Below are 23,252 nucleotides of genomic sequence, written 5' to 3' on the forward strand. Positions count from 1 at the left end.
TCCGAAAGGTCAGTGCGGGTAGGGTGTCATCGAAAAGGGGCGGTCTGCCGGAGCGGTCGCCCGCGTCTTGTCGGGCGTCGCCTGCATCGTGAAGCGCAGCTCGCCGCCCGCCATGATTTCGGCATGGGTGATATAGCCCCTGGTGAGCGGCGCGCCGTCGAGCAACACGCGCCCGACATAGGGGTGCGCGTCGCTCAGGCCGTCGGCGACGACGGTGAAGCGCTTGCCGTTGGGCAGGGCGAGCGTCGCACGATCGACGAACGGGCGGCCGATGACATATTGCAGGCTGCCCGGCGTCACCGGGTAGAAGCCGAGCCCGGTGAAGACGAGCCACGCCGACATCTGCCCGAGATCGTCATTGCCCGCCAAGCCCTCGGGGGTCGGCTTGTACTGGCTGTCGACGATCTGCTTGAGCCGCTCCTCGGTCCGCCACGGCGCGCCGGCATAGCTGTAGAGATAGGCGACGCTGTGGCTGGGCTCGTTGCCGTGGATATATTGGCCGATCAGCCCGGCGATGTCTTCCGAGCCCGAATAGTCGAGCTTGGAGTCGTCATAATTGAACATCGCGTCGAGCTTGGCGACGGTCTTGGCGTCGCCGCCGAGCGCGGTGACGAGGCCGCCCTCGTCCTGCGGCATGAACCAGCTGTACTGCCACGCATTGCCCTCGGTATAGTCCGAGCCATATTTGATCGAGACCGGGTCGAACGGCTCGCGGAACGCGCCCGTCGACAGCCGCGCGCGCACCCAGCCGGTCTTGACGTCGAAGCCGTTGCGCCAGTTCTGCGCGCGCTTCTCGAAGGTGGCGGCGATGTCGGCGCGGCCCATCTTCTTCGCCATCTGCGCGATGGTCCAGTCGTCATAGGCATATTCCACCGTCTTGGACGCCGCCTCGGGCTCCTTGTCGATCGGGACGTAGCCGAGCCGCTTGTAGTCGGCGAGGCCGCCATAGGGGCCGTAGTTGGCGCTCGCGACCATCGCGTCGAGCGCCTGCTTCGCGTCGAAGCCGCCGATCCCCTTGAGATAGGCGTCGGCGATGACGGGGACGGCGTGATAACCAATCATCGTCCAGGTCTCGCGGCCCTGATATTGCCAGACCGGCAGGATGCCGAACGGGCTCTCCTGCTGGCTGGCGACGAGCGAGCGGACGACGTCGGTCGTTGTGGCGGGCGGCTGGAGGATGGTGAGCAGCGGATGCTCGGCGCGGAACGTGTCCCACAACGAGAAGGTCGAGCGGAAGGTGAAGCCGGTCGCGCTGTGGACCGCATTGTCGGGCCCGCGATAGCGGCCATCGACGTCGCTCGCGACCGATGGCGCGAGTAAGGCGTGGTAGAGCGCGGTGGCGAGGTTCGCCTTCATCGGCGCCGGCGCTTGCAGATCGAGCGCGCCCAGCGCGGTTTCCCACGCGGCCCTGGTCTCGACGCGGATCGCGTCGAAATCGCCGGGCTCGGCATCGAGATTGGCGATCGCGCCCGCCTCGTCGACCGAGGAGAGCGCGACCTTGACCTCGAGCGGGTGCGCAAGGTGGCCGAAATCGAAGCGCGCGACCAGCGCGCGCCCCGTCTTCTCGGCGAGCGCATCGCTGCCGCGGCCGGGGCCCTGAAGCCCTTGTAGGCGATGTTGGTCTCGGTGTCGGCGAAGGCGTGGTCGGTGAGCGGCGCCGAGAAGCGCATCGCGAAGCAGAGGATGCGGTCGGGCGCCCAGCCGCGCGTCTGCCGGCAGCCGGTGACGGTGCCGTCGGGGCGCAGCCGGATCGACGACCACAGCGTCTTGCCCGGATAATTGTAGAGCGAGGTACGCAGGTCGAGCACGAGATGCGCGGCCTTGCCGGCGGCGAAGGTGTAGCGATGCGCGCCGACGCGGGTGACGGCGGTAAGTTCGGCGCGGACGTGCGCGTCGGTCAGCGTCACCGCATAATAGCCCGGATGCGCGACCTCGCTCCTGTGGTCGAAGCGCGAGCGGTAGCCGGAGCCCGGCTTCTGCGGGTCGCCGGGTTCGAGCGGCACCGCGTCGCCCGACACGGGCATGACGAGAAAGTCGCCGAGGTCGCTGTGCCCCGCACCCGAGAAATGCGTGTGCGAGAAGCCCTGGATCGTCGGGTCGCCATATTGGTAGCCCGCGGCATGCGCGTAACAGCTGCGGATCACGCAGCCGGTGTCGGTATCCGGCGACAGCTGAACCATCCCGAACGGCGCCGTCGCACCCGGATAGGTGTGGCCGCCGCCGCCGGTGCCGATCATCGGATCGACCGCGTCATAGGTGGTGCCCGCAACGGCGGGGGCGGCACAGAGCAGGGCGGCGGCGAGCGCGAGGCGGGAGATCATGCGCGCACTTAAAGCAGGGCGACGCGTCGGACGGAAGCGGGGATTGGCGGCGCGCCTACTCCACCCGTTTCGCCGCGATGATCCGGATCGGGTCGGCGATCATTGATCCCTTCATCACGCCCGCGCCGGCGGTGGCCGAGGTCGCGGCGTCCATGATGTGGCGGACGACGTCCATTCCCTCGACGACATGGCCGAATGCCGCGAAGCCCTGGTTGTCGCCGGGCGCTTTGAGATCGGCGTCCATCGTCGGTTCGTCGCCGACCAGGATGAAGAAATCGCCCGACGCGGTGCCCGGCGCGTTGCGCGCCATAGCGATCGTGCCGTCGACATTGTGGACGCCGGTCGTGCTGCTCGGCTCATGCTTGATCGGTGGCAGCGTGCGCTTGGGATCGTTGCGCGTGCCGCCCTGGATGAAGCCGATCGTCGGCGTAACCTTGACCGAGCGATAGAAGCTCACCCCGTCGAGCTTCTTCTGATCGACATAGCGCAGGAAGTTGGCGGTGGTGATCGGCGCACGCTGCTTTTCGAGCGCGAGCACGATCGGGCCCTCGCTGGTCTGCAGGCGGACCTTGACCAGCGCAAATTGCGGGGCCGCGGGGGCGGTAGGCGCAGCCGCCGGCGGTATGGGGGGCTGCGCGACGGCCGGTGCGGCGGCGAGGCAGAGCAGGGCGGTGGCGGTGAGTCTGGCGATCATGGGCACAGTCTAGGGCGAAGCGCGCGAAAGCGGAATTGCCATCGTGCGCGGTGCTTTGGCCTTTCCGTCATTCCTGCAGATCACGTCCGGAATGACGGGGAAGAGAGCGATACAGTGGCCGGCCCTTATGGTGCCGCACGCCGCGCCGCCTCGATATAGAGCGTGCGCAACCGCGTCGCGACCGGCCCCGGCGTGCCATCGCCGATCGATCGGCCGTCGATCGCGACGACGGGGAGGATCAGCGAACCCGCCGCCGAATTGAACGCCTCGCGGGCGGACAGTGCCTCATCGAGCGAGAAGGGTCGCCAGTCGATCGTCAGCCCGAGATCCTCGACCAACGCGGCAAGCGCGGCGCCGGTGCAGCCCGGCAGCGTCTCGTGCGATGGGGCGCGGGTCACCAGCGTACCGTCCTGCGTCACGATCCAGGCGGTCGACGACGCGCCTTCGGTGACCAAGCCGTCGGCGATCAGCCAGGCGTCGTCCGCGCCGGCGCGCGCGGCCTCCTGCTTGGCGAGCACCTGGGTCAGCAGCATCACGCTCTTGATGTCGCGGCGGCCCCAGCGGATGTCGGGGACGGTCGCGACGCGGATCCCGGTGCTGGCGGCGGGCGCGTCGACCAGCGCCTTGGCCTGCGTGAACATCACCAGCGTCGGCGCGAGATCGGCGGCGGGGAGGAAGTCGCGGTCGGCGGCGCCGCGCGTCGCCTGGAGATAGACCAGCCCCTCGTGGAGACCGTTGCGCACGATCAGTTCGGCCTCGATCGCAGCGATCCGGTCGGGCGTCTCGCGCAGCGCCATGCCGGTCTCGCGCGCCGAGCGCTCGAGCCGCGCCATGTGGCGCGGCGTGTCGACCAGCCGGCCGTCGATCACCGCGGTGACCTCGTAGATGCCGTCGGCGAACAGGAAGCCGCGGTCGAGAATCGAGACGCTTGCCTCTTCCAGCGGGACGAAGCGATCGTTGACGTAGGCGATGCGGGTCATGTCCGCGGCTTTGCCAGAGCGCGGCGGTCTGGCCAAGCCAGCAGCGTGCTCCCGCCTAGGCGGCAGCCCAGACGAAGCAGGCGCGACGTCCGGGGTGCTAGGGCGGATCGACACTCAGCGGCGGCCGGTTCGCTGCGACCAACGAAACGTCATGCTGAACGTGTTTCAGCATCCCCTTTGCTGCGATCATGACGGCTGGGGTGCGCGGGATGCCGAAACGCGTTCAGCATGACGGATAAAAGCGACGGCTATCGTTCGACAAAATCGAATGTCGATCCGCGCTCGGCCCCCGCCCGCGCGGGAGCACAGCGACCTCAGTGCCCGACGAACCCGCGTGTCGGCTCGGCCGCGCCGGCCGCGCTGCCCGAGACCGCGGACTGCATCGCCTGTACCGCGCGCGCGTCGGCGCCGCCCTGCGTCCACGCCAGCGTGATCGACATGCGCCGGTTGCGCGGATCGTAGATGTCGGCGGGCATATAGGGCTCGCGATCCGCGACACCCTCGATGCGGACAAAGCGGTCGGCGGTGACCCCGCCATCGGCGAGGCGCTTGCGCGTCGCCTCCGCGCGCGCCGACGACAAGGTCCAATTGTTGACGCTGCGACCGGCGGCGTAGGGCAGGCTGTCGGTATGGCCGCGCACGATGACGCCGTTGGGGACGCTGCCGATCGTGCTCGCGACATCGCCGATCAGCTGCGCGGCGCGCGGGGTGAGCGCATCCGCGCCGAGCGCGAACATCGAGAAGTCGGCGCCGTCGACGATGTCGATGCGCAGGCCCTCCGGCGTTTCGGTGAAGCGGACGTGGGGTGCCAGGCCGTTGGTCGCCTTGTTGGCGCTCAACCGTTGCTGGAGCTTCTGCTGGAGCTGCTGGAAGCGGACGCGGTCGCGCGACCGAAGCGTGCCGGCGCCTTCCTTCTGGCCGCCCGAGGCGTCCTTGGGGATGGTCATGCTCTTCGAGCCGGTCTGCGCCGCCTTGTGCGGATAATGATCCTTGGCGACGATGCTGTCGCCGCCGAGCGGGCCGTTGGCGCCCGCCGACTTCTCGCGCATCTGCACCAGCGTCGGCGAGAAATAGTCAGCGATGCCCTTGCGCTGCTTCTCGGTGGTAGCGCCGAGAATCCAGAGCAGCAGGAAGAACGCCATCATCGCGGTCACGAAGTCGGCATAGGCGACCTTCCAGGCGCCGCCGTGATGGCCGCCATGGCCGCCGTCGACGATCTTCTTGACGATGATGATCGGGCGGACTTCGGGCTCGTTGCGCCCGCGCTTGGGGGCGGCCGTCGCCATGGGCTCAGCGTCCGCGCATGCCGTCGAACACGTCGGCGAAGGCCGGCTGGTTCGAATGGCTGATCGACGAGCGGGCGGCCTCGATCACCAGCGGCAGCGGATGGCCGTGCAGCGAGGCGACGATGATCTGCTTGACGACATGGTATATCGCCGCGTCGCTCTCGACGACCTGCTTGCAGCGCGACGCGAAGGGGCCGACGATGCCATAGGCGAGCAGCACGCCCATGAAGGTGCCGACCAGCGCCGAGCCGATCATCGCGCCGAGGATCGCGGGCGGCTTGTCGATCGAGCCCATCGTCTTGACCACGCCGAGCACGGCGGCGACGATGCCGAGCGCGGGCAGCGCGTCTGCCAGGTTCTGCAGCATGTCGGCGGGACGGATGTCGTCGTGATGGTGGGTCTTCAGACCATTGTCCATCACCTCCTCGACCGCATGCGGATCGAGCGTGCCCGATGACACCACGACCAGGCGCAGCGTGTCGCACATCAGGTGGACGAGCGTCGAATCCTTGAGCAGCTTGGGATAGTTGGCGAACACCGTCGACGACTTCGGGTCCTCGATATGCGGCTCGACCGCGACCGGGCCGTCGGTGCGCAGCATCTTCATCAGCGTCGAGACGAGAAAGATCGCGTCGAGAAAGTCCTGCTTCTTGTATTTGGGGCCCTTGAAGATCTTGCCGAGGCCGCCGCCAAACTGCTTGAGCTCTTTCATCGAGTTGCCGGCAATCGTGGCACCGAGCGCGGCACCGCCGATGATGATCATCTCGTGCGGGATCGATTCCATGACGGGGCCGAGCTGGCCGCCGGTGAACGCAAAGCCGCCGAACACCATGACGAGGAGCACGATCAGGCCGATCGCTGCGAACATAAACGAACAACCCCCGTCTTGAAGCTTGGCGAGCCGGACAGGATCGGTCCTGGCTTCTGGTGACGGTGATAGCCGCCAAACTGGAAACGAGGTGTTAAGCTAACCGCGCTTTAACCTCGATTTCGACCTTCAGCTGATCTTGTCGAACAACGAGAGCTTGCCGATCGTGGCAAGCACCGACTGGGCTGCACTCAAGGTCGTCATCTTGCTCGACAATTCCGCAGCGGCCGCCGTCAGATCGGTGCTTTCGAAGCCCGATCGCTCGTCGCTGAGATTGGTCGCCGAGGTGGCGAGCGTATCGGCGGCGTTGTTGAGCCGCGTCTCGCGCACGCCGATGTCGGACTGCGCGTCGGAGATGTGCGTGGCGGCCGAATCGAGCGAGTCCAGCGAGGTGCTGATCGCCGCGGATTGCGCGGTCGCATCGGGATTGTTGAGCGCGGCGATCGCTGCGTTCATGATGTCGGCGAGGCTGCTGGTCGATCCGTCCTTGAGCGTGACCGAGCCGAACACGTCGTCATAGCTGTCGCCCGCGGCAACGGTCGTGCCCTTGCCGATCGGGATCTGCGTCGCGGCCACGCCGCGGGCATAAAGCGGATTCCCGCTCGCGTCCGTGGCGTTGGCGGCGGTCGCGAGATCGTCCGCTATGCCCTGCAATTCGGTTACCGCCGCGGTGCGGTCGGTCGCGCTCATCGTGCCGTTGGCGGACTGGAGCATCAGCTCCTTGGCGCGGTTGAGCGAGGTGGTGACACCGCTCAGGCTGGTGTCGACAAGCGACGCTGTGCCCTGCGCGATCTTGACGTTGCTTGCATAGATCGACTCGTCCGACTGCTGGCGGCCGATCGACGCGATCCGCGCCGCGGCCTGCGGATCGTCCGAGGCGACGTGGATTTTCACGCCGGTCGAGATGTCGGTCTGGATATTGGCGATCTGGGTCTCGAGCGCCGCCTGGCGGCTGACCTCAGCGGTGAGCGAATAGCTGGTGGAGAGCATGGCTTCTATTCCCTCAGAACAGATCGAGGATGGATTGCATGGTGTCCTTGGCGACCTGGATCACCTTGGCGGCACCGCTATAGGCCTGCTGATATTTGAGCAGCTCGGCCGCTTCGGTGTCGAGATCGACGCCGCTGGTCTGGTCGCGCGCGCTGAGCGCGGCGGTCTTGGTCGCCTGCGCGGCGGTGTCGGCGGAGCTTGCCGACGCGACGATCTGGCCTTGGTCGGTGACCATACCGGCCCAGCTCTGCTCGATCCCGGTCGCGCCGCGAAGCGTGGACAGGTTGAGCAGATTGCCGTTGCTGGCGGTCGACGACGCCGCGGCGATCGCGGTCGGGTCGGTGGTCGCCACCGCGATGGTGGCGGCGGTCGTGCCGGTGACGAGCGCGCCGCCGGCGGTGCCGGTCGCGGTCGTGCCGCCGGCGTTCCAGGCGTTGAGCGCCGTCGCGAAGTCGCTCGCCAGCTTGTCGAGCGCACCGCGCCGGTCGGAGACGGTCTGCGCGCTGCTGACCAAACCGCCGAGCGTGCCGCCGGTGTCGCCGACGGTCTGCTGCTTGCCGGGCGAGAAGGCCTGAACGGTCAGCGTGCCGGTGCTACCGACCGACAGGGTCAGCCGTGCGCCGGTGCCGGATCCGTTGATCCCGCCGGTAAGCTGGACGCTGCTGTTGGCGAGCGTGACGCTGGCCTCGCCATCGGTGCCGATCGTCGTGCTGATGCCGATGTTGCTCGACAGATCGTCGAGCACGCTGTCGCGCTGGTCGAGCAGGTCGGCTTGCGCCGAGGTGCCGGGGGTCTGCAGCTTGAGCGACGCATTGATCTTGTCGAGCTGGTCGAGATCGCTGTTGACCGTCTGGACGGTGGTCTGCGCGGCGGTTGCGATGCCGCTCGACGTCGTCGCAAGCGCGCCTGCCGTCGTGCGCAGCGCCGATGCGGTCTGGTCGACCGCGGCGAGGAACGCCTGGCGGTTGCCGGTGCTGTTCGGATCGGCAGCCAGCGTGTCGCCGGCGTTGAACAGCGTGGTCGCGCTCTGGCCGACACCGGTGGTGGTGTCGTTGAGCGCGGTCTCAGCGTTGCTCAGCCAGGTCGACTTGGCGGCGGTCGAACCGGCGTCGCTCGACGCCGATCGCGCGGCGGCGGCCTGATAATCGTTCCAGGCACGGCCGATGTCGCCGGTGACCACGCCCGACATCACGCCGCTGCCGGTGTAATAAGGCGACAGGCCATCGCCGGCGGTATCGGCATTGAGCGCGATCGTGCGGCGCGTATAGCCTGCGGTGTTGGCGTTCGAAACATTGTTGCCGATCGTCGCCAGCGCGCTGCCAAAGGCCTTTACGCCCGAGGCACCGATCGAAAGCAGGTCACTCATGGCAGCGGGCTTTCGAGAGAGGGGGCCGAAGGTGCGCCGGCGGCGGCGTCGATCTTGCCGGCGACGCCCTTCTCGGCGATCGGGCCGAGCTGCTTGACCAGCAGGTCGGCGATGTGGAGCACGCCGCGCTTGGCCATCGCGTCGGCGGTCTTGCTGTCGGCCATGTCCTGGAAGGTGCTGGTCGCCTGATTGTCGAACATGCCGTCGCCGAGGCTGGCGGAGCGCATCGATCCGATCATCTGGCGCAGGAACACCGCCTCGAACGCCTGGGCGGCGGATTTGAGCTTGGCCTTCTGCGCGTCCGACTGCCCCGCAGTCGCGGTCGTGGAGGTCGCGGCGCCGGTGCCGGAGGTGGGGACTGCCTGCATCATAGGATGATCAAATCCGCTTTCATGGCGCCGGCTTGCTTCAGCGCCTCGAGGATGGCGACGAGGTCGGCGGGGGAGGCCCCGATGACGTTGACCGCCTTGACGATGTCGGCGAGGCTGGCGCCGCCGTTGAGCTCGAACATGGGCGAATGCTTCTCCTCGACCGAGATCGCGCTGTTGGGCACGACCTGCGTGGTGCCGTTCGAGAACGGCGCGGGCTGCGAGACCTGCGGCTTCTCATCGACCTTCACGGTCAGCTTGCCGTGGCTCACCGCCGCCGGCGCGATCCTGACCGCACCGTTGATAACGACCGTTCCCGTCCGAGCATTAACGACCACGCGTGCGGGGGCATCGGCCGGGGTCACGTCGAGGTCTTCGAGCTGCGACATCAGCATCGTCCGGCTCTCCGCGCCGGGGGGGGCGGTGATCGCGACGGTGTCCGCATCGATGGCCTGCGCGCGGCCCGCGCCGAGCTTCCGGTTGATCGCGGATGCGACGCGCTGGACCGTGGTGAGGTCGGCCTCGCCGAGGTTGAAATTGATCGTCGGCGCGGTGGCGAAGCCGGCGTCGACCGAGCGTTCCACGGTGGCGCCGCCGGGAATGCGACCCGCGGTCGGCACGTTGATGACGACGTTCGAGCCGTCGGCCGCCGAGACGCCGAGGCCGCCGACCGCGAGGTTGCCCTGCGCCATCGCATAGATCTGACCGTCGGCACCGACCAGTGGTGCCATGATCAGCGTGCCGCCGCGCAGGCTCTTGGCCTTGCCCAGCGCCGACACCGTGATGTCGAGCGTCTGGCCAGGCTTGGCGAAGGCGGGCAGGTCGGCAGTGATCAGCACGGCTGCGGCATTCTTGGTCGCCGGGTTGACCCCGGCGGGGATCTGCAGGCCGAAGCGCGAGGCGACGCCTTTCATCGCCTGGGTCGCATATTCGAGGCTGTCGTCGCCTGTGCCCGACAGGCCGACGACGATGCCATAGCCGGTCAATTGGTTCGCGCGCAGGCCCTGCCAGGAGCCGATGTCCTTGATGCGATCCGCCTGCGCGGGCGCGGCGAGGCCGGCGAGCGTGGCGGCGAAAAGGAGGAAGAGGCGCTTCACGATCCGGATCCTCAAAACGGGCTGACGCGGGAGAAGAAGCGGCCGAGCCAGCCTTGCGTGCTGGCGCGTGCGATCTCGCCCTTGCCGGTATAGGTGATGTGCGCGTCGGCGATCCGCGTCGACGGCACGCTGTTGAACGAGTCGATGTCGGAGGCGCGGACGAGGCCCGAGATCTGGATCACCTCGTCGCCGCGGTTGAGCGTGAGGTGCTTCTCGCCGCGCAGCAGATAGGTGCCGTTGGGATAGATCTGCGCGATCGTCACCGAGATCGCGCCGGACAGCTGGTTGGACTGTTGCGCGGCGCCCTTGCCCGAGAAGGTGCCGCCGGCACCGACCGAGGCGTCGGTCGACTTGAAGAAGGACAGCGGACCGGTGGTCGGCGGCGTGATGCTGACGCTGCCCGAGCGATCGGTCGAGGCCGAATTGGTCTTCTGCGCCTGCGTGCTCTCGACCAGCACGATCGTCACCAGATCGCCGATCGACGAGGCGCGGGCGCCCGATGTCAGCGGCGCATAGCCCATCGAGGTCTGAAAGATCGAGCCGTTGGCGACGGGCGTTGGCTGCGCGGTGGAAAGCGTCGGCGCATATTCGCTGATCTTCGGGGCCTTGGCGGTCTTGCTCGCCCGCGCCGGCTGCGGCGTCGCGAGCGTCGCGAATACCAGCGAAAGGCCGAGCGCTGCGCACGGCAGCCGAAGGGGACGGGACGTCATCACGGTCATGCCCATCACATGTTCTGGTTGGCGAACTGGAGCATCTCGTCGGTCGCCTTGATCATCTTCGAGTTGACCTCATAGGCGCGCTGCGTTTCGATCATGTCGACCAGCTCCTGAGTGACGTCGACGTTCGAGGCCTCGAGCGAGCCCTGCGTGATCGAGCCGCGGCCGTCGGTGCCGGCGTCGCCGAGCTGCGGCGTGCCGGAGGCCTGGGTCTCGGTAAGAAGGTTGTTGCCCTGCGCCATCAGCCCGGTCGGGTTGACGAAGCTGGCGAGCTGGATCTTGCCGAGCTGGGTCGAGGTCGCCGCGTTCGCGACGGTCGCGGACACGGTGCCGTCGGCGCCGATCGTGATGTTGGTGGCGCCGTCGGGCACCTGGATGTTGGGGAGCAGCGGGCGACCGTCGGTGGTCACCACCTGGCCCTCTGACGACAGCGTGAAGGTGCCGTCGCGGGTATAGGCGATGGTGCCGTCGGGCTGCTGGATCTGGAAGAAGCCCGAGCCCTGGATCGCGACGTCGAGCGCGTTGCCGGTCTGGTTGAGCGACCCCTGCGTGTCCGAGCGCGAGGTGCCGGTCATGCTGACGCCGCCGCCAAGTGCGGTGCCCTGCGTATATTGGTCGTCGCCCGACGAGGTCGCGCCCGGCGCCGTCGTGTACTGATAGGCCAGCGTCTGAAAATTGGCACGGTCGCGCTTGAAGCCCGTCGTGTTCACGTTCGAGATGTTGTTGGCGATGACTTGCATGCGCTCCTGCTGGGCATCGAGGCCGGTGCGGGCGACATGGAGGGCGGCGTTGGTCATGGCGGTGGTCCTTGGGTTCGGTTCGGTCGGTCAGGCGGCGCTTTGGATCAGTTCTGCATGTCCATCAGCTGGGCGGTGGAGGTATCCATCTCCTTCGCCCCGGCGAGCATCTTGACCTGGGTCTCCCAGGCGCGGCTGGCGTCGATCATGTCGGTCAGCGTCTTGGTGACGTTGACGTTGGAGCCTTCGAGCGATCCCGCGGTGACGCGCGCGGTCGGGTCCGAGGGAAGCGTGCCGCCGTCGGCGACATGGAACAGCCCGTCGTCGCCCTTTGAGATGCTCGAGCCCTTGGCGGAGACCAGCTTGATATGGTCGACCTCGGTCGGCGCGTTGGCATCGCCGCCTTGGGGCACGATGTAGATCACGCCGGTCTTGTCGATCTTGACGCTGTCGGCAGGCGGCAGCGTGATCGGGCCGCCGTCGCCCATCACGGGCAGGCCGTCACCGGTGGTGAGCAGCCCGCTTTGGCTGACCTGGAGGTCGCCGCGGCGGGTATAGGCCTCGCTGCCGTCGGTCGACTGCACCGCGACCAGCGCGTCGCCGTCGAGCGCGATGTCGAGATCACGCCCGGTGGCGACCGACGCGCCGGCCGCCATGTCGGGGCTGTCCTTACTGTCGGCCGCCTGGGCACGCGCCGAGACGGTGCCGTCGCCATTGCCCAGATAGACCGCCTGGCTGTTGGTCAGATCGCCGCGAAAGCCGGTGGTATTGACGTTGGCGAGATTGTTCGCCGTCAGCACCTGCTTGGTCATGAGCGACCGCATCGCGGAAAGCGACGTGTAGATCAGCTGGTCCATCTGGGTTCCTCGACCTTACCGTTCTGCTGCTATTACTGCAGGTTGATGATGCTCTGGAGCATCTGCTTGTCGGTATCGATCGCCTTGGCGTTCGCCTGGAAGTTGCGCTGTGCCGAGATCAGATTGACCAGTTCGGCGGTCAGATCGACGTTGGAGCTTTCCAGCGTGCCCGAGGCGATCTCGCCGCGACCGTCGGTGTTGGCCGCGCCGATGTCCGCAGCCCCGCTCGAGGCGGTTGCGGTCCACGTCGTGTTGCCGCTCTGGTGCAGCCCGTCCGGGTTGACGAAGTTGGCGACCGCGACCTTGCCGAGCACGACCGTCGAGCTGTCCGAATAGGTCGCGCTGACCAGGCCGCCGGCGTCGACGGTCAGGTTGCTGAGCTTGCCGACGGTGTTGCCGTCCTGCGAGGAGGCGACGGTCGAGAAGGCGAAATTGCCCTCCTTGGTGCCGCTGCCGTAGGTGATCGTCAGCGACAATGGTGCCGATGCGCCGGTCGGGTCTACCGCGGTGTAGGCACCGCTGGCGGTGGAGGTCGCCGTATCGACCGTGCCGTCGGACGCGATATTGAGAACGGGGGCGTTCGTTGTGCCGGCCGGGAAGACCTCCTTGTCGCCGACGAAGGTGTGCGCGGTCCAGCTGCTCTCGGTCGCCGGGGTAACGACACCATTGGAATCGGTGGAAGCCGGTGTGGCATTGGCGGTGTGGACATAATACACCGTCGCGGGGATCGCGTCGCCGGCGCTGTCATACACCGTCGTCGAGGTCGCGTTGTTGTAGCTGCTCGCGTTGGTCGGGCTGAAGGTGCTGGTCGGAATGGCGGCGCTCGACGGCAGCGTGACCGACAGGTCGATCGTGCTGGTCTGCTTGGCGGTGCCGTTGGTGGCGGGGACGCGCAGGCTCTGCATCGCGGCGGTGCCGGTTGCGGTCACATTGCCGAGGCTGTCGACCGGGAGCACCTGGAGCGCGGCGCCGGTCGAGTCGACGACATTGTTGTTGCCGTCGACCGAGAAGCTGCCGTCGCGGGTGAAGCTGACCTGCGCACCGGTGCCGGCCGACTTGGTGACGAAGAAGCCCTGGCCGCTGACGGTGAGGTCGAGCGCGCGGCTGGTCGTCTCTTCCGAGCCCTGCGAGAATTCCTGGGTGATGCTCTTGAGCCGGGTGCCCTGGCCGATCACCGAATTCTGCGCCTGGAAGGCCGAAGACGAGATGATGTCGCCGAACTCGGCGCGGCTCGACTTGAAGCCGGCGGTGCTGACGTTAGCGATGTTGTTGGACGTGACGTTGAGGTCGGTCTGGGCGGCGTTGAGGCCGGAGAGCGAAGTGTAGAAGGACATGGGTGATGCTCCTTGTCGGGAAGGGGTCGGAAGGGCTTAGGAAAGGCTGAGCACGTCGGTCGGCGCGACCGTACCGAGCGTGGTGGTGAGTTCGGCCGAGCTGCCGCCGGCGGGCGACTGCACCCCGGTGATCGTCGACCAGGTCGAAACGGTGGGGGTCATCGAACCGCCCGTGCCCGCCGCCGAGACGACGACCGAAAGCGGCCCGGTCGCGGTGGTGCCGTCGGCCTGCGTGCCGTCCCAGGCGAAGTCGACGGTGCCGGCCGCCTGGTTGGAGAGTGTCTCCGAATAGACCGACTTGCCCGTGCTATCGACGAGGCTGACGTTCATGCTGGTCGCATCCGACGGCAGCGTGATCTCGCCGGCATAGCCGCCGTTGGAGAGCGGCTGCGCGGTCGACGACGACAGCAGCGCGGCCTTGCCGATCCAGCTGGCGGCATCGCCGATGCGGTTGTCGGTGAGTTCGGAGACCAGCGACTTCATCGAGGTGTTCATCTCGGTGATGCCCGAGACGGTCGACATCTGGCTGAGCTGCTGGACCATCGTGCTCGAATCCATCGGCGCGGTCGGATCCTGGTTGGTCATCTGCGCGGTGAGCAGCTGGAGGAAGCCGGCCTGGTCGATCGTGTCGGTGCCCGCCGACGTGCTCGACGAGGTCGCCGTCGTCGCGCTCGCGGCACGCAGGCTATCGAGATAGCTGTTGGAGGACGTGGTGGAGGCTACGGTCATTTTTCGATCCTCAGCGTGTCGAGAGTGAGCGTCTTGGCGGTCTGCATGACCTGGACGTTGTTCTGATATTGGCGCTGGGTCTCGATCATATCGACGAGCTCGGCGGCGCTATCGACGCCGGCGTCCCAGACGTCGCCGTCCTTGTTGGCCAGCGGGTTGGAGGGATCGTGGCGCTTGGTCGGCTCGGTCGCCGACTGCACGACCTGGTCGACCTTGACCGTCGACACGCCCGGCGAGTCGCTGACCTCGGTGAACACCGGCTTGAGCGCGCGGTAGGCACCCTCCTTGGTGGAGGACACGGTGCCCGCGTTCGCCATGTTCGAGGCGACGGTGTTGAGCCGGACGATCTGCGCGGACATCGCGCGACCGGCGATGTCGAACACCGACATGGGGGCGGCCATCAATTGTCTCCCTTGAGCGCCTGCATCACCGTGTCGACACGGCCCTGCAGGAATTGGAGCGTCGTCTTGTAGGCGACCGCATTCTCGGCGAACTGCGTCTGTTCGACGGGCAGCTCGACGGTGTTGCCGTCGAGCGAGGACTGGACGGGGACACGGTAGGCGACATTGTCCGAGACTGCGGCGCTCGCCGAGGAGGCGTTGTCGCCCGTTGCGCTGTCGAGCGCCTTGGTGAAGTCGACGTCGCGGGCCTTGTAGCCAGGGGTGCCGGCATTCGCGATGTTGGAGGCGAGCATCGCCATCCGCTGCGCGCGAATTTGCAGGGCGGTACCGTGAATGCCGAAGAGCGCGTCGCTGCCCATGATCTTTTTCGTATCCCGCCTCTAAAACTTTCGCCGCCGCTGCCGTCCTTGGTCTCAAGGGGGCCGGTTGCGGTGGCTTCGCTCGTGGTGATGCAACGGGCGTGCCAATTCTGCGCGGCTCGACGATCGTGCGGTGACCTTGCGGCTGCCGCGGAAGCCGGCGGCAATGGCTTGCCGGCAAGCGGCAAGATTTTGCCGGTTTTGCCGGTCGGCATGGGCGTGGGGGCGAGAAAACAGTGAACGTCGCGATTTTTCTGGACCCGGTTGCGATCCTGCTGGTGTTCGGGGGCGCGATGCTGATGGCCGCGATGCGCTCGACGCGTCGCGACCTCGCGCGCGCCGTCGCAGCCCTGCGACCGCTGTTGCGCGTCAATGTCGAGGCCGAGGCGCAGGCGGCGCGGGTCGCGGTCAACCGTATCGCCGAACGCACGGCACAGGGCGGGCTCGCGACCGCCGACCGGGCGCCGCTCGTCGAGCGCTTCCTCGCGCGGGCCGCGGTGAAGCTGTCCGATTCTCGCGATCCCGGCGCGTTCGCCGCCTGGGGCGAGACCGAGCTCGCGATGCGCGCCGAGCGCCATGCGGCAGTGCATGCGGTGTGGCGTGCCGCCGCCGATGCGGCGCCGGCGATGGGCATGATCGGCACCGTCATCGGGCTGATCCGGATGTTCTCGGCGATGGACGATGCTGCCAAGATCGGCCCGGGCATGGCGCTGGCGCTGCTCACCACCCTCTATGGCGTGATCGTCGCCAACTGCATTGCCGGTCCCGTTGCCGCCCGCCTCGAGCGGCTGAGCCGTGCCGAGCTGCTGTGGCAGCGCGATACGCTCGAACGGCTTTCCACGATCGCGCGCGACGAGCTCACCGGCCCTCTCGAAGGTCGCGTATCGCGGATCGAGGCGCGGCTGCGCGCGGTGGCATGAAGCTGCCTGCGATCGCAGCGACCGCACCGGGCGGCGCGCGTTGGGCGGTGAGCTTCGCGGACCTGTGCCTGCTGCTACTGGGTTTTCTGCTGCTGCTTCAAGCGCATAAGGGCAATCCGGCGGCGCTCAGCGCGGGCTTGCGGGCAGCCTTCGGGTCGCCGGTGCCGTCCGCCTATGACACGGCCACGGCGCCGTTATTCCAGCCGGGCGAAGCCGTTCTGCTGCCCGAGGCACGCGCGACCTATGCCGCAATCGGTCGGCAGACGGCGGTACAGCGCGGTGTCGTGCATATAGAGAGTCTCGGCACCGACGTCGGCGGCCAGCGGCTCGACGCCTGGGAACTGGCCGCCGCCCGCACCGCGGCGATCGCCCGTGCGATCGGCAGCGGCGGGGTCGCGGCCTCGCGGATCGACCTGTCGATCGACGGCACGGGGGTGGCTGCCACGGTAAAAGGGCAGCATGTGCGGGTGACGATCGCGGCGCGATGACGACGCCGTTCCCCGGCGCAGGCCGGGGCCCAGGCCCGTACTCTGTGGCGAACGTCGCGTTTACATGGCGATCTCGGGCCTGGGCCCCGGCCTGCGCCGGGGAACGGCAAGACCTATCCTGTCGCCACTACGACCAACGTAGATAACAGGCGTTAACCAAATCTTGGCACGTCGCTTGCTCTAAGGGCGCCTGTGAAGCGGGATCGTGTCGACTGAGACGCGCCCGCAGGACGGGAGCGATTTCAAGATGGCACGCAAGGCTCTGGCCTTCCTTCTGGCACTGACGGCAAGCCCGGCATTTGCCGCGGCCGGCGCCGGCGGCTTCGAGGATCTCGACCGGCTCGAGGCGCGCCTGGTCGGTGCGCTTGACGTCGAGGTCGGCCAGCCCGGCGGCCCGCTCACCCATATCGACCACCGCCTAAAGCTGCAGCCGTGCCCGGTCTCGGTCACGATCGATCCGCCCGCGCTCGGTGCCGTCGCTCTGCGCTGCGAACCGCTCGGCTGGCGCATCCGCGTGCCGCTGATGAAGACGCCGTCTCAGGCGCTCGCCGCGACGCCCGCCGTCTACAAGGCGTCCGCCCCGTCGACTCCGCCCGTGATCAAGCGCGGCGACCCCGTCCAGCTCGTCGCGGGCAGCGACGGCTTCTCGGTCACCTCCGAGGCTATCGCGCAGGAAGACGGTCAGCTCGGCGGCGCGATCCGCGTCAAGGCCGATCCGCGCAGCCCCTTCGTGATCGGTCGCGTCCTCGACGCCGGTCGCGTCCGCGTCACCACCTATTGAGCCGGAGATGAGCATGATCAACGGCATCGGACTTTCGGCGGGCGGCTCGCTCGGCATCACCGGCCAGACCGCCGCGCAACGCAGCGAGGCGGCCGCCAAGGCCAAGCTTCCCGCCGCTGCGCTGGAAGATAGCGGCCAGGTCACCACCACCGTTTCCCAGATCAGTGCGCTCGGCGCGCCGGTCGACAGCGACCGCGTCGCCTCGCTGCGCAGCATGATCCGCGCCGGCGTGTACCGGACCGATCCTCAGGCGATCGCGCAGAAGATGATCGCCTCGGACATGGGAGCCTCGCTGTGAGCACCGCCCCGCTCGAAGCCCTGGTGCGCGAACAGCGCCTGCTGATCGCCGCGCTCGATGCCGACGACGTCGATGCGATCGGCCGCTATACCGCTACGGTCGAGGAGGCGCTGGTCCGCATCCGGTCGCTCGACGGCGCGCTCACCAGCGCGGAGGCCAAGCGCCTCGCCGCCGAGGCGATGTCGCTGACCGACGCCGCGCGCGTCCGCGTCAACGTGCTCGCCGACATGACCGCACGGCGGCTGACCCGACTGGCGGTCGCGACCGGCAAGGGCAAGACCGCCCCGACCTACGGCCGTACCGGCCGGATCGCGCGCTGACGGAACCGGCATGACGCTGACCATCATCCGCGGCAATGGCGAGACCGGCGCAAGCACCGCCAGCGGCGGTCGCGTCCAGAACGCGATCGCGTCCGCGTCGGCCAGCACCGGCGTCGATTTCCAATATCTCTACAAACAGGCGGGCATCGAGAGCGGCTACAACGCCAATGCGCAGGCGAGCACGTCGAGCGCCTCGGGCCTCTATCAGTTCACCAACCAGACCTGGCTCGGCGTGCTCAAGGCGCATGGCGCCGAACATGGCCTGAGTTGGGCGGCAAACGCGATCACGCGCGACGCCAACGGCCATTACAGCGTGTCCGACGACACCACGAAGCAGGAAATCCTGGCGCTGCGTCAGTCGCCCGAGACCTCGGCCGCGATGGCGGGCGAATATGCGTCGGACAACAAGGACATACTGCAGGCGAAACTCGGCCGCGAGACCAACTCGACCGACCTCTATATGGCGCATTTTCTCGGGCCGGCGGGCGCGACCCGCTTCCTCAAGGCCAAGGACGCCGATCCCGACCAGGCCGCCGCCTCGGTAATGCCGGCCGCGGCGCGTGCGAACAAATGGGTGTTTTACGACAAGGCCGGCAATCTGCGCAGCCTCGCCGACGTCTATGCCCGCTTCGCCGCTCGCTTCGATCAGGCCGCGCCGGCCGCCACAGGCAGCAGCACGGTGCGGATGGCAAGCAAGACCGATAGCGCCTCGGACATCGCGCGGATGCAGCTGGCCGCGCTCAACGGCACCAGCGAGGGCACCTCGGTCGCCACCGCCGATGCGATCGCCAACGACCCTACCAACATGACGGCATCGGCCGTCCTCACCCCGAGCCCGCAGACTGCGCGGCTCGCCTACCTCATGCTGGCCAGCCTCGGAGTCTGATGCAAGATGGCGATGACCGCGATCAACAAGCGCGTGTGGATGGATGCGAGCCGCGGAGCGATCCTGCCGATCGCCTCGCTGATGCTCGTCGCGCTGATGGTGGTGCCGATGCCCGCGATCATGCTCGATCTCGGCTTCATCACCAACATCGTGATCAGCCTGGCCGTGCTGATGGTGGCGCTCAACGCCGCCAAGCCGCTCGACTTCTCGGCCTTCCCGACAGTGCTGCTGTTCACCACGCTGCTCCGCCTGTCGCTCAACGTCGCCTCGACCCGGGTCGTGCTTGTCCACGGCCATGAGGGCGCGGGCGCGGCCGGTCACGTCATCGAGGCGTTCGGCAGCTTCCTGATCGGCGGCAATTATGCGGTCGGCATCTTCGTCTTCGCGATCATCATGATCATCAACCTCGTCGTCATCACCAAGGGCGCGGGACGCGTTTCCGAAGTCTCGGCGCGCTTCACCTTGGACGCGATGCCGGGCAAGCAGATGGCGATCGACGCCGACCTGAACGCCGGCCTGCTCACCCCCGATGCCGCCAAGGCGCGCCGCCAGGAAGTCGCGACCGAGGCCGATTTCTATGGCTCGATGGACGGCGCCTCCAAGTTCGTGAAGGGCGACGCCGTCGCCGGCGTGCTGGTGCTCGCGGTCAACGTGCTTGGCGGGCTCGTGCTCGGCGTGGTCAGCCATCAGATGGCGATCGGCGACGCCGCCAAGAATTATGTCCAGCTCGCGATCGGCGACGCGCTGGTCGCGCAGATCCCCGCGCTGCTGCTCTCGATCGCCGCCGCCTCGATCGTGACACGGGTCAGCTCGCCGCTCGATCTCGGTGGGCAGATCGCCAGCCAGTTCGGCTCGGCCAAGGCGTGGACGCCGGTCGCCGCGATCCTGTTCATCCTGGGCGTGCTGCCCGGCATGCCGCACATCATCATGCTGCCGGCTGCAGCCCTCTGCGGCTATGTCGCCTGGAAGCTGCGCGGCGCCGACCAGTTGCGCAAGGCGGAGGCCAATCTCGAGGAGAGCGCGCCGGCCGCCAAGCCTGCCAATCCGAGCGCGATCGGCTGGAACGAGGTCTCCGACGACGCGCCGCTCGGCCTTGAGGTCGGCTACGGCCTCGTGTCGCTGGTCGACGAGCGCAAGGGCGCGCCCCTGATGGCGCGGATCACCGGCATCCGTCGTCAGCTCTCCAAGGAACTCGGCTTCGTCGTCCCGCTGGTGCGCGTGCGCGACAATATGAACCTTGCGCCCAACGCCTACCGGATCACCGTCGCCGGCGTCGTCGTCGGCGAGGACGAATGCTTCCCCAACGACCTGCTCGCGCTCGACTCGGGCGATCTCGCCGCGACCGTCGCCGGCCGCGCGTGCAAAGACCCGACCTTCGGGCTCGACGCCGTCTGGATCGCCCCCGACACGCGCGGCGAAGCTGTGGTCGCGGGCTATACCGTGGTCGATCCCTCGACCGTGCTCGCCACCCACCTCAACCAGCTGATCATCAACTCGGCCGCCGACCTGTTCGGGATGGACGAGACGCAGAAGCTGCTCGACGAACTCAAGGAGAAGGCGCCGCAGCTCGTCGCGGGGCTCACCCCGGCGCCGCTGTCGCTCGCGCAGATCGCCTCGGCGTGCCGCGCGCTGCTGTCGGAGGGCGTGCCGCTCAAGGATTTCCGCCGTGTCGCCGAAGCGATGAGCGAAGCCGCGCGTGAGGAGAGCGATCCGATCCAGCTCGTCGAGCAGGTCCGTCGCCGTATCGGTGCGCTGATCGTGCAGACGCTCGTGCCGGTCCGCATGCCGCTGCCCGTCGTCACGCTCGACGCCTCGCTCGAAAGCCTGCTGACCCAGGCGGTGCGCACCGGCCCCAATGCCAGCCATCCGATCGAGCCGGCGCTCGCCGGCCGCATCGTCCAGGCGGTGACCGAATCCGCTGCACCGCTGGTCGGCGAGGCCAAGCGCTTCGCGATCGTCACCTCGCCGATCGCACGCCGCGCGCTCGGCCGGCTGCTGCGCCCGCATCTGCCCGACGCGCCGGTGCTGTCCTTCCTTGAAATTCCCGACGGCAAGGCCGTCGAGGTGGTCGCAGTGGTCGGCGGGCAGACGCCCCAGGTCACGCAGATGCGCCGTGAGCCGGAGATGGCGCGATGAACGCGGAAATGCCGATGACCTATGCGCGCAAGCCCGCACGGCTCAATCACGCGCAACTGGTCCAGTCGCACATGCCGCTGGTCCGCAAGATCGCCTGGCACGTCCACGGCCGCGTCTCGAACGCGATCGACATCGAGGATCTGGTGCAGATCGGCATGGTCGCGCTGGTCGAGGCCGCGTCGGGCTATGAGGATCGCGGCCACGCCTTCGCGACCTATGCCAGCATGCGGATCCGCGGCGCGATGATCGATCACTTGCGCCGCCATGCGACGCAATGCCGCTCGGGCATGGTCAAGCGCAAGGAGATCGCGCGTGCGCGCGCCGAACTCGAGGCCAAGCTCGGTCGCGCGGTGAGCGAGCTCGAGCTTGGCGAAGCGATGGGGCTTGATCCCACCGCCTTCCGCGAGATGGCGGATGCCGCCGAGGCGGTACGCCATGAATCGCTCGACGAGGTCTATTCGGATCAGTCGATGTGGTTTGCCGATGTCGACGAGGGCGCCGACGAGCAGTTCGATCGCGGTCGGCTCGGCGAGGCGCTCGCCGAACATATCGCGACGCTGCCCGAGCGCGAGGCGCTGGTGCTCCAGCTCTATTTCGTCGAGGAACTCAATCTGGAGGAGATCGGGCGCGTGCTCGATATCGGCGCCGCGCGCGTCTGCCAGATCAAGAAGGCCGCCTTGGATCGGCTGCGCGGGAAGCTGGCCGGCTGGCGCTGACCGCGCCGCCACGCCGCTCCACTTGATCGAGCTGCGCCGCGAGGCGATCGAGCTTCGTCCCAATCTCCGAAAATCCGTCGTGCGCGACACCGTTGAGCGCCGCCAGCCCTTCCGGCTGGCGCTGACCCAGCGCGAGCTTGAGCGCGTCTAGCTCGCGATGCAGGTCGGCAAGCGTGATCGCGGGGCCGCCGGTCGGCCCCGTGGCCGGCGTCGGGCTGGTAGGTGCTGTGCGCAGCGCGGTTGCGTCTAACCGTAGGCTCGCCGCATCGAGGTGCGCGACCAGCAGCGGCACGCCGGCGAGCGCCTGGCGCTCGGCTGCGACCTGCGTGCGATCGACCTCGGTATGCGCGAGCGTGCGTCCCACCGCGATCAGCCCGCCAAGCGACAGCGTGCTGGTCAGCAGCGCAAGCCCGACGGTCGCCAGCAACCAGGGTTGAACTCTTGAGCCGGCCGGCCCTGCGCCCTGCGGCGGGAAAGACGCGGGTACAGGGCTGGCCGGCTCCTCCGCGGTGGGCGCAACGGCCCCCGCAGAAGTCTTGGGCATCGTGTCGGCCGGCACGGGCTCCGGCGACGCGTCTTCCCCAGAAGACTTGCGGCCCCGCCGCGGTGCGCGACGAGGCTTGGTATCGGTGGCCGATACGACGGGGGAAACCGCATCGACGGCGCTGGGCTCGTCGAAGATCAGTTCCTCGTCGGCGTCGGCGCCGAGAAAGTCTGTTGGGGAGGGGGCGGCGTCGCTCATCGGATGGTCCGTCTGCCAGCGTAGCGATGCGAACATCGTGAAACGAAGAGGCAGAAAAGGCCTCCGGCGCGGGGGAGCAATTGCGCCGGAGGCCGTCTGCCTCAAGTCAAGGAAGCGAGTTCCTTACTGGAGAAGCTTGAGCACGCCCTGCTGGCTCTGGTTCGCCTGGGCGAGCATCGCGGTCGACGCCTGGCTCAGGATCTGGGCCTTGGCGAGGTTGGTCGTCTCGACCGAGAAGTCGGCGTCCGAGATGGCCGACTTGGCGTCGGTCAGGTTCGTGACGTTGTTGGTCAGGTTGTTGACCACCGAGTTGAGGCGGCTCTCCGAAGCGCCGAGGTTTGCGCGGACGGAGTTGACGGTGGTCAGCAGGCTATCCACGCTGGCGATCGTCGTCTGTGCGTTGGCGACGCCATTGCTGCCAGTCGTTAGGGTATTCGACACGTCGAAATTGCCCGCGGTAGCGGCCGCGCCGGAAGCAGCCGCAGTGGCTTTGCTGAGATCGATGTTGCTGATGGAGATCGCAACTTGGTCCGCAGACGTCCCATCCGATCCGGTTTGGATGTTTACGGTCGTGCCCGTGGTTGCCGATCCGGTGGTGAACAACGAGACGCCGTTGAACTTGGCGTTGCTCAGCGAACTGGTCAGCTGAGTGGTCAGCTGGGCGACTTCGGCCTGCATGTTGGCGCGGTCGCTGTCGCTGTAGGTGCCCGAAGCCGACTGGACGGCCAGCTCGCGAATGCGCTGGAGGTTGTTGGTCGCCTCGGAAAGCGTACCGTCGGCGGTCTGCGCCAGCGAGATGCCGTCGTTGGAGTTGCGGATCGCCTGGTTCATGCCGGTGATCTGCGAGGTCATCGAGTTGGAG

The 23,252-nt window shown here is 67.8% G+C and carries 25 protein-coding genes and 1 pseudogene; 8 read left to right on the forward strand and 18 right to left on the reverse strand.

The genetic code is table 11. From position 1 onward, the window contains the following. Positions 1 to 9: 9 nt before the first annotated feature. From Q0326_RS07830 to flgB, 16 genes and pseudogenes are all read right to left on the reverse strand, one after another. Positions 10 to 2,321: pseudogene (locus Q0326_RS07830) on the reverse strand (GH92 family glycosyl hydrolase). Between the two features lie 55 nt (positions 2,322 to 2,376). Then, on the reverse strand, positions 2,377 to 3,015 hold the full coding sequence (locus tag Q0326_RS07835) for a peptidylprolyl isomerase (RefSeq protein ID WP_298688870.1): 639 nt from the start codon (positions 3,013 to 3,015) through the stop codon (positions 2,377 to 2,379). A 125-nt stretch (positions 3,016 to 3,140) separates the two neighbouring features. After that, on the reverse strand, positions 3,141 to 3,995 hold the full coding sequence (locus Q0326_RS07840) for a D-amino-acid transaminase (RefSeq protein WP_298688873.1): 855 nt from the start codon (positions 3,993 to 3,995) through the stop codon (positions 3,141 to 3,143). 314 nt (positions 3,996 to 4,309) lie between these two features. Beyond that, positions 4,310 to 5,281 (reverse strand): flagellar motor protein MotB, encoded by a 972-nt coding sequence (locus tag Q0326_RS07845; RefSeq protein ID WP_298688875.1) that lies wholly within the window; start codon positions 5,279 to 5,281, stop codon positions 4,310 to 4,312. 4 nt (positions 5,282 to 5,285) lie between these two features. Then, the gene (motA, locus tag Q0326_RS07850) at positions 5,286 to 6,149 is read right to left on the reverse strand and encodes a flagellar motor stator protein MotA (RefSeq protein WP_298688877.1); all 864 of its coding nucleotides are present in this window, start codon (positions 6,147 to 6,149) and stop codon (positions 5,286 to 5,288) included. 129 nt (positions 6,150 to 6,278) lie between these two features. After that, positions 6,279 to 7,139, reverse strand: a complete 861-nt coding sequence (locus Q0326_RS07855; RefSeq protein WP_298688880.1) for a flagellin — start codon at positions 7,137 to 7,139, stop codon at positions 6,279 to 6,281. Positions 7,140 to 7,152: 13 nt separating this feature from the next. Beyond that, the gene (flgK, locus tag Q0326_RS07860; protein ID WP_298688883.1) at positions 7,153 to 8,505 is read right to left on the reverse strand and encodes a flagellar hook-associated protein FlgK; all 1,353 of its coding nucleotides are present in this window, start codon (positions 8,503 to 8,505) and stop codon (positions 7,153 to 7,155) included. Further along, positions 8,502 to 8,876 (reverse strand): rod-binding protein, encoded by a 375-nt coding sequence (locus Q0326_RS07865; protein ID WP_298688884.1) that lies wholly within the window; start codon positions 8,874 to 8,876, stop codon positions 8,502 to 8,504. Before Q0326_RS07865 ends, flgK begins: the two co-directional genes overlap by 4 nt. Then, positions 8,873 to 9,970, reverse strand: coding sequence for a flagellar basal body P-ring protein FlgI (locus Q0326_RS07870; RefSeq protein WP_298688886.1), 1,098 nt, complete (start codon positions 9,968 to 9,970; stop codon positions 8,873 to 8,875). Before Q0326_RS07870 ends, Q0326_RS07865 begins: the two co-directional genes overlap by 4 nt. An 11-nt stretch (positions 9,971 to 9,981) precedes the next feature. Next, positions 9,982 to 10,689, reverse strand: coding sequence for a flagellar basal body L-ring protein FlgH (locus Q0326_RS07875; RefSeq protein WP_298688888.1), 708 nt, complete (start codon positions 10,687 to 10,689; stop codon positions 9,982 to 9,984). A gap of 5 nt (positions 10,690 to 10,694) precedes the next feature. Next, positions 10,695 to 11,483: a flagellar basal-body rod protein FlgG gene (flgG, locus tag Q0326_RS07880; RefSeq protein WP_298688890.1), complete on the reverse strand. Its 789-nt coding sequence runs from the start codon at positions 11,481 to 11,483 to the stop codon at positions 10,695 to 10,697. Between the two features lie 47 nt (positions 11,484 to 11,530). Then, positions 11,531 to 12,280, reverse strand: coding sequence for a flagellar basal body rod protein FlgF (locus Q0326_RS07885; protein WP_298688892.1), 750 nt, complete (start codon positions 12,278 to 12,280; stop codon positions 11,531 to 11,533). 32 nt (positions 12,281 to 12,312) lie between these two features. Next, positions 12,313 to 13,614, reverse strand: coding sequence for a flagellar hook protein FlgE (locus tag Q0326_RS07890; protein ID WP_298688894.1), 1,302 nt, complete (start codon positions 13,612 to 13,614; stop codon positions 12,313 to 12,315). 36 nt (positions 13,615 to 13,650) lie between these two features. Beyond that, positions 13,651 to 14,343, reverse strand: a complete 693-nt coding sequence (locus Q0326_RS07895) for a flagellar hook capping FlgD N-terminal domain-containing protein (protein WP_298688896.1) — start codon at positions 14,341 to 14,343, stop codon at positions 13,651 to 13,653. Continuing rightward, positions 14,340 to 14,744: a flagellar basal body rod protein FlgC gene (gene flgC / locus Q0326_RS07900; RefSeq protein WP_298688898.1), complete on the reverse strand. Its 405-nt coding sequence runs from the start codon at positions 14,742 to 14,744 to the stop codon at positions 14,340 to 14,342. The genes Q0326_RS07895 and flgC overlap by 4 nt, the downstream gene beginning before the upstream one ends. Then, positions 14,744 to 15,106: a flagellar basal body rod protein FlgB gene (flgB, locus tag Q0326_RS07905; protein ID WP_298688923.1), complete on the reverse strand. Its 363-nt coding sequence runs from the start codon at positions 15,104 to 15,106 to the stop codon at positions 14,744 to 14,746. The genes flgC and flgB overlap by 1 nt, the downstream gene beginning before the upstream one ends. 233 nt (positions 15,107 to 15,339) lie before the next feature. On the opposite strand from flgB, the gene Q0326_RS07910 reads away from it, so the two are divergent. The 8 genes from Q0326_RS07910 to Q0326_RS07945 all read left to right on the forward strand — a co-directional run bounded on the left by Q0326_RS07910 (position 15,340) and on the right by Q0326_RS07945 (position 21,648). Next, positions 15,340 to 16,023 carry a MotA/TolQ/ExbB proton channel family protein gene (locus tag Q0326_RS07910; protein WP_298688900.1) on the forward strand — a complete coding sequence of 228 codons (684 nt, stop codon included), beginning with the start codon at positions 15,340 to 15,342 and terminating at the stop codon, positions 16,021 to 16,023. Continuing rightward, on the forward strand, positions 16,020 to 16,511 hold the full coding sequence (locus Q0326_RS07915; RefSeq protein WP_298688902.1) for a flagellar motor protein: 492 nt from the start codon (positions 16,020 to 16,022) through the stop codon (positions 16,509 to 16,511). The genes Q0326_RS07910 and Q0326_RS07915 overlap by 4 nt, the downstream gene beginning before the upstream one ends. Positions 16,512 to 16,758: 247 nt before the next feature. After that, entirely contained in the window at positions 16,759 to 17,292 is a 534-nt protein-coding gene (locus tag Q0326_RS07920) for a flagella basal body P-ring formation protein FlgA (protein ID WP_298688904.1), read from the forward strand. 7 nt (positions 17,293 to 17,299) lie between these two features. Beyond that, complete coding sequence (gene flgM, locus Q0326_RS07925; protein WP_298688906.1) at positions 17,300 to 17,590, forward strand: flagellar biosynthesis anti-sigma factor FlgM; 291 nt, start codon at positions 17,300 to 17,302, stop codon at positions 17,588 to 17,590. Continuing rightward, positions 17,587 to 17,910, forward strand: a complete 324-nt coding sequence (locus tag Q0326_RS07930; RefSeq protein WP_298688908.1) for a hypothetical protein — start codon at positions 17,587 to 17,589, stop codon at positions 17,908 to 17,910. The genes flgM and Q0326_RS07930 overlap by 4 nt, the downstream gene beginning before the upstream one ends. A 10-nt stretch (positions 17,911 to 17,920) precedes the next feature. Continuing rightward, complete coding sequence (locus Q0326_RS07935; protein ID WP_298688910.1) at positions 17,921 to 18,796, forward strand: lytic transglycosylase domain-containing protein; 876 nt, start codon at positions 17,921 to 17,923, stop codon at positions 18,794 to 18,796. A 6-nt stretch (positions 18,797 to 18,802) separates the two neighbouring features. Continuing rightward, positions 18,803 to 20,932, forward strand: coding sequence for a flagellar biosynthesis protein FlhA (gene flhA / locus Q0326_RS07940; RefSeq protein WP_298688913.1), 2,130 nt, complete (start codon positions 18,803 to 18,805; stop codon positions 20,930 to 20,932). Further along, positions 20,929 to 21,648, forward strand: coding sequence for a FliA/WhiG family RNA polymerase sigma factor (locus tag Q0326_RS07945; protein WP_298688915.1), 720 nt, complete (start codon positions 20,929 to 20,931; stop codon positions 21,646 to 21,648). Before flhA ends, Q0326_RS07945 begins: the two co-directional genes overlap by 4 nt. On the opposite strand, the gene Q0326_RS07950 is transcribed toward Q0326_RS07945, so the two are convergent. Beyond that, positions 21,596 to 22,390 (reverse strand): hypothetical protein, encoded by a 795-nt coding sequence (locus tag Q0326_RS07950; RefSeq protein WP_298688916.1) that lies wholly within the window; start codon positions 22,388 to 22,390, stop codon positions 21,596 to 21,598. The genes Q0326_RS07945 and Q0326_RS07950 overlap by 53 nt on opposite strands. A gap of 123 nt (positions 22,391 to 22,513) precedes the next feature. Next, a partial coding sequence (locus Q0326_RS07955) for a flagellin (RefSeq protein WP_298688917.1) occupies positions 22,514 to 23,252 on the reverse strand: 739 nt, incomplete at its 5' end.

The sequence above is a fragment of the uncultured Sphingomonas sp. genome (assembly GCF_937859915.1).
Taxonomy (GTDB): Bacteria; Pseudomonadota; Alphaproteobacteria; order Sphingomonadales; family Sphingomonadaceae; genus Solisphingomonas.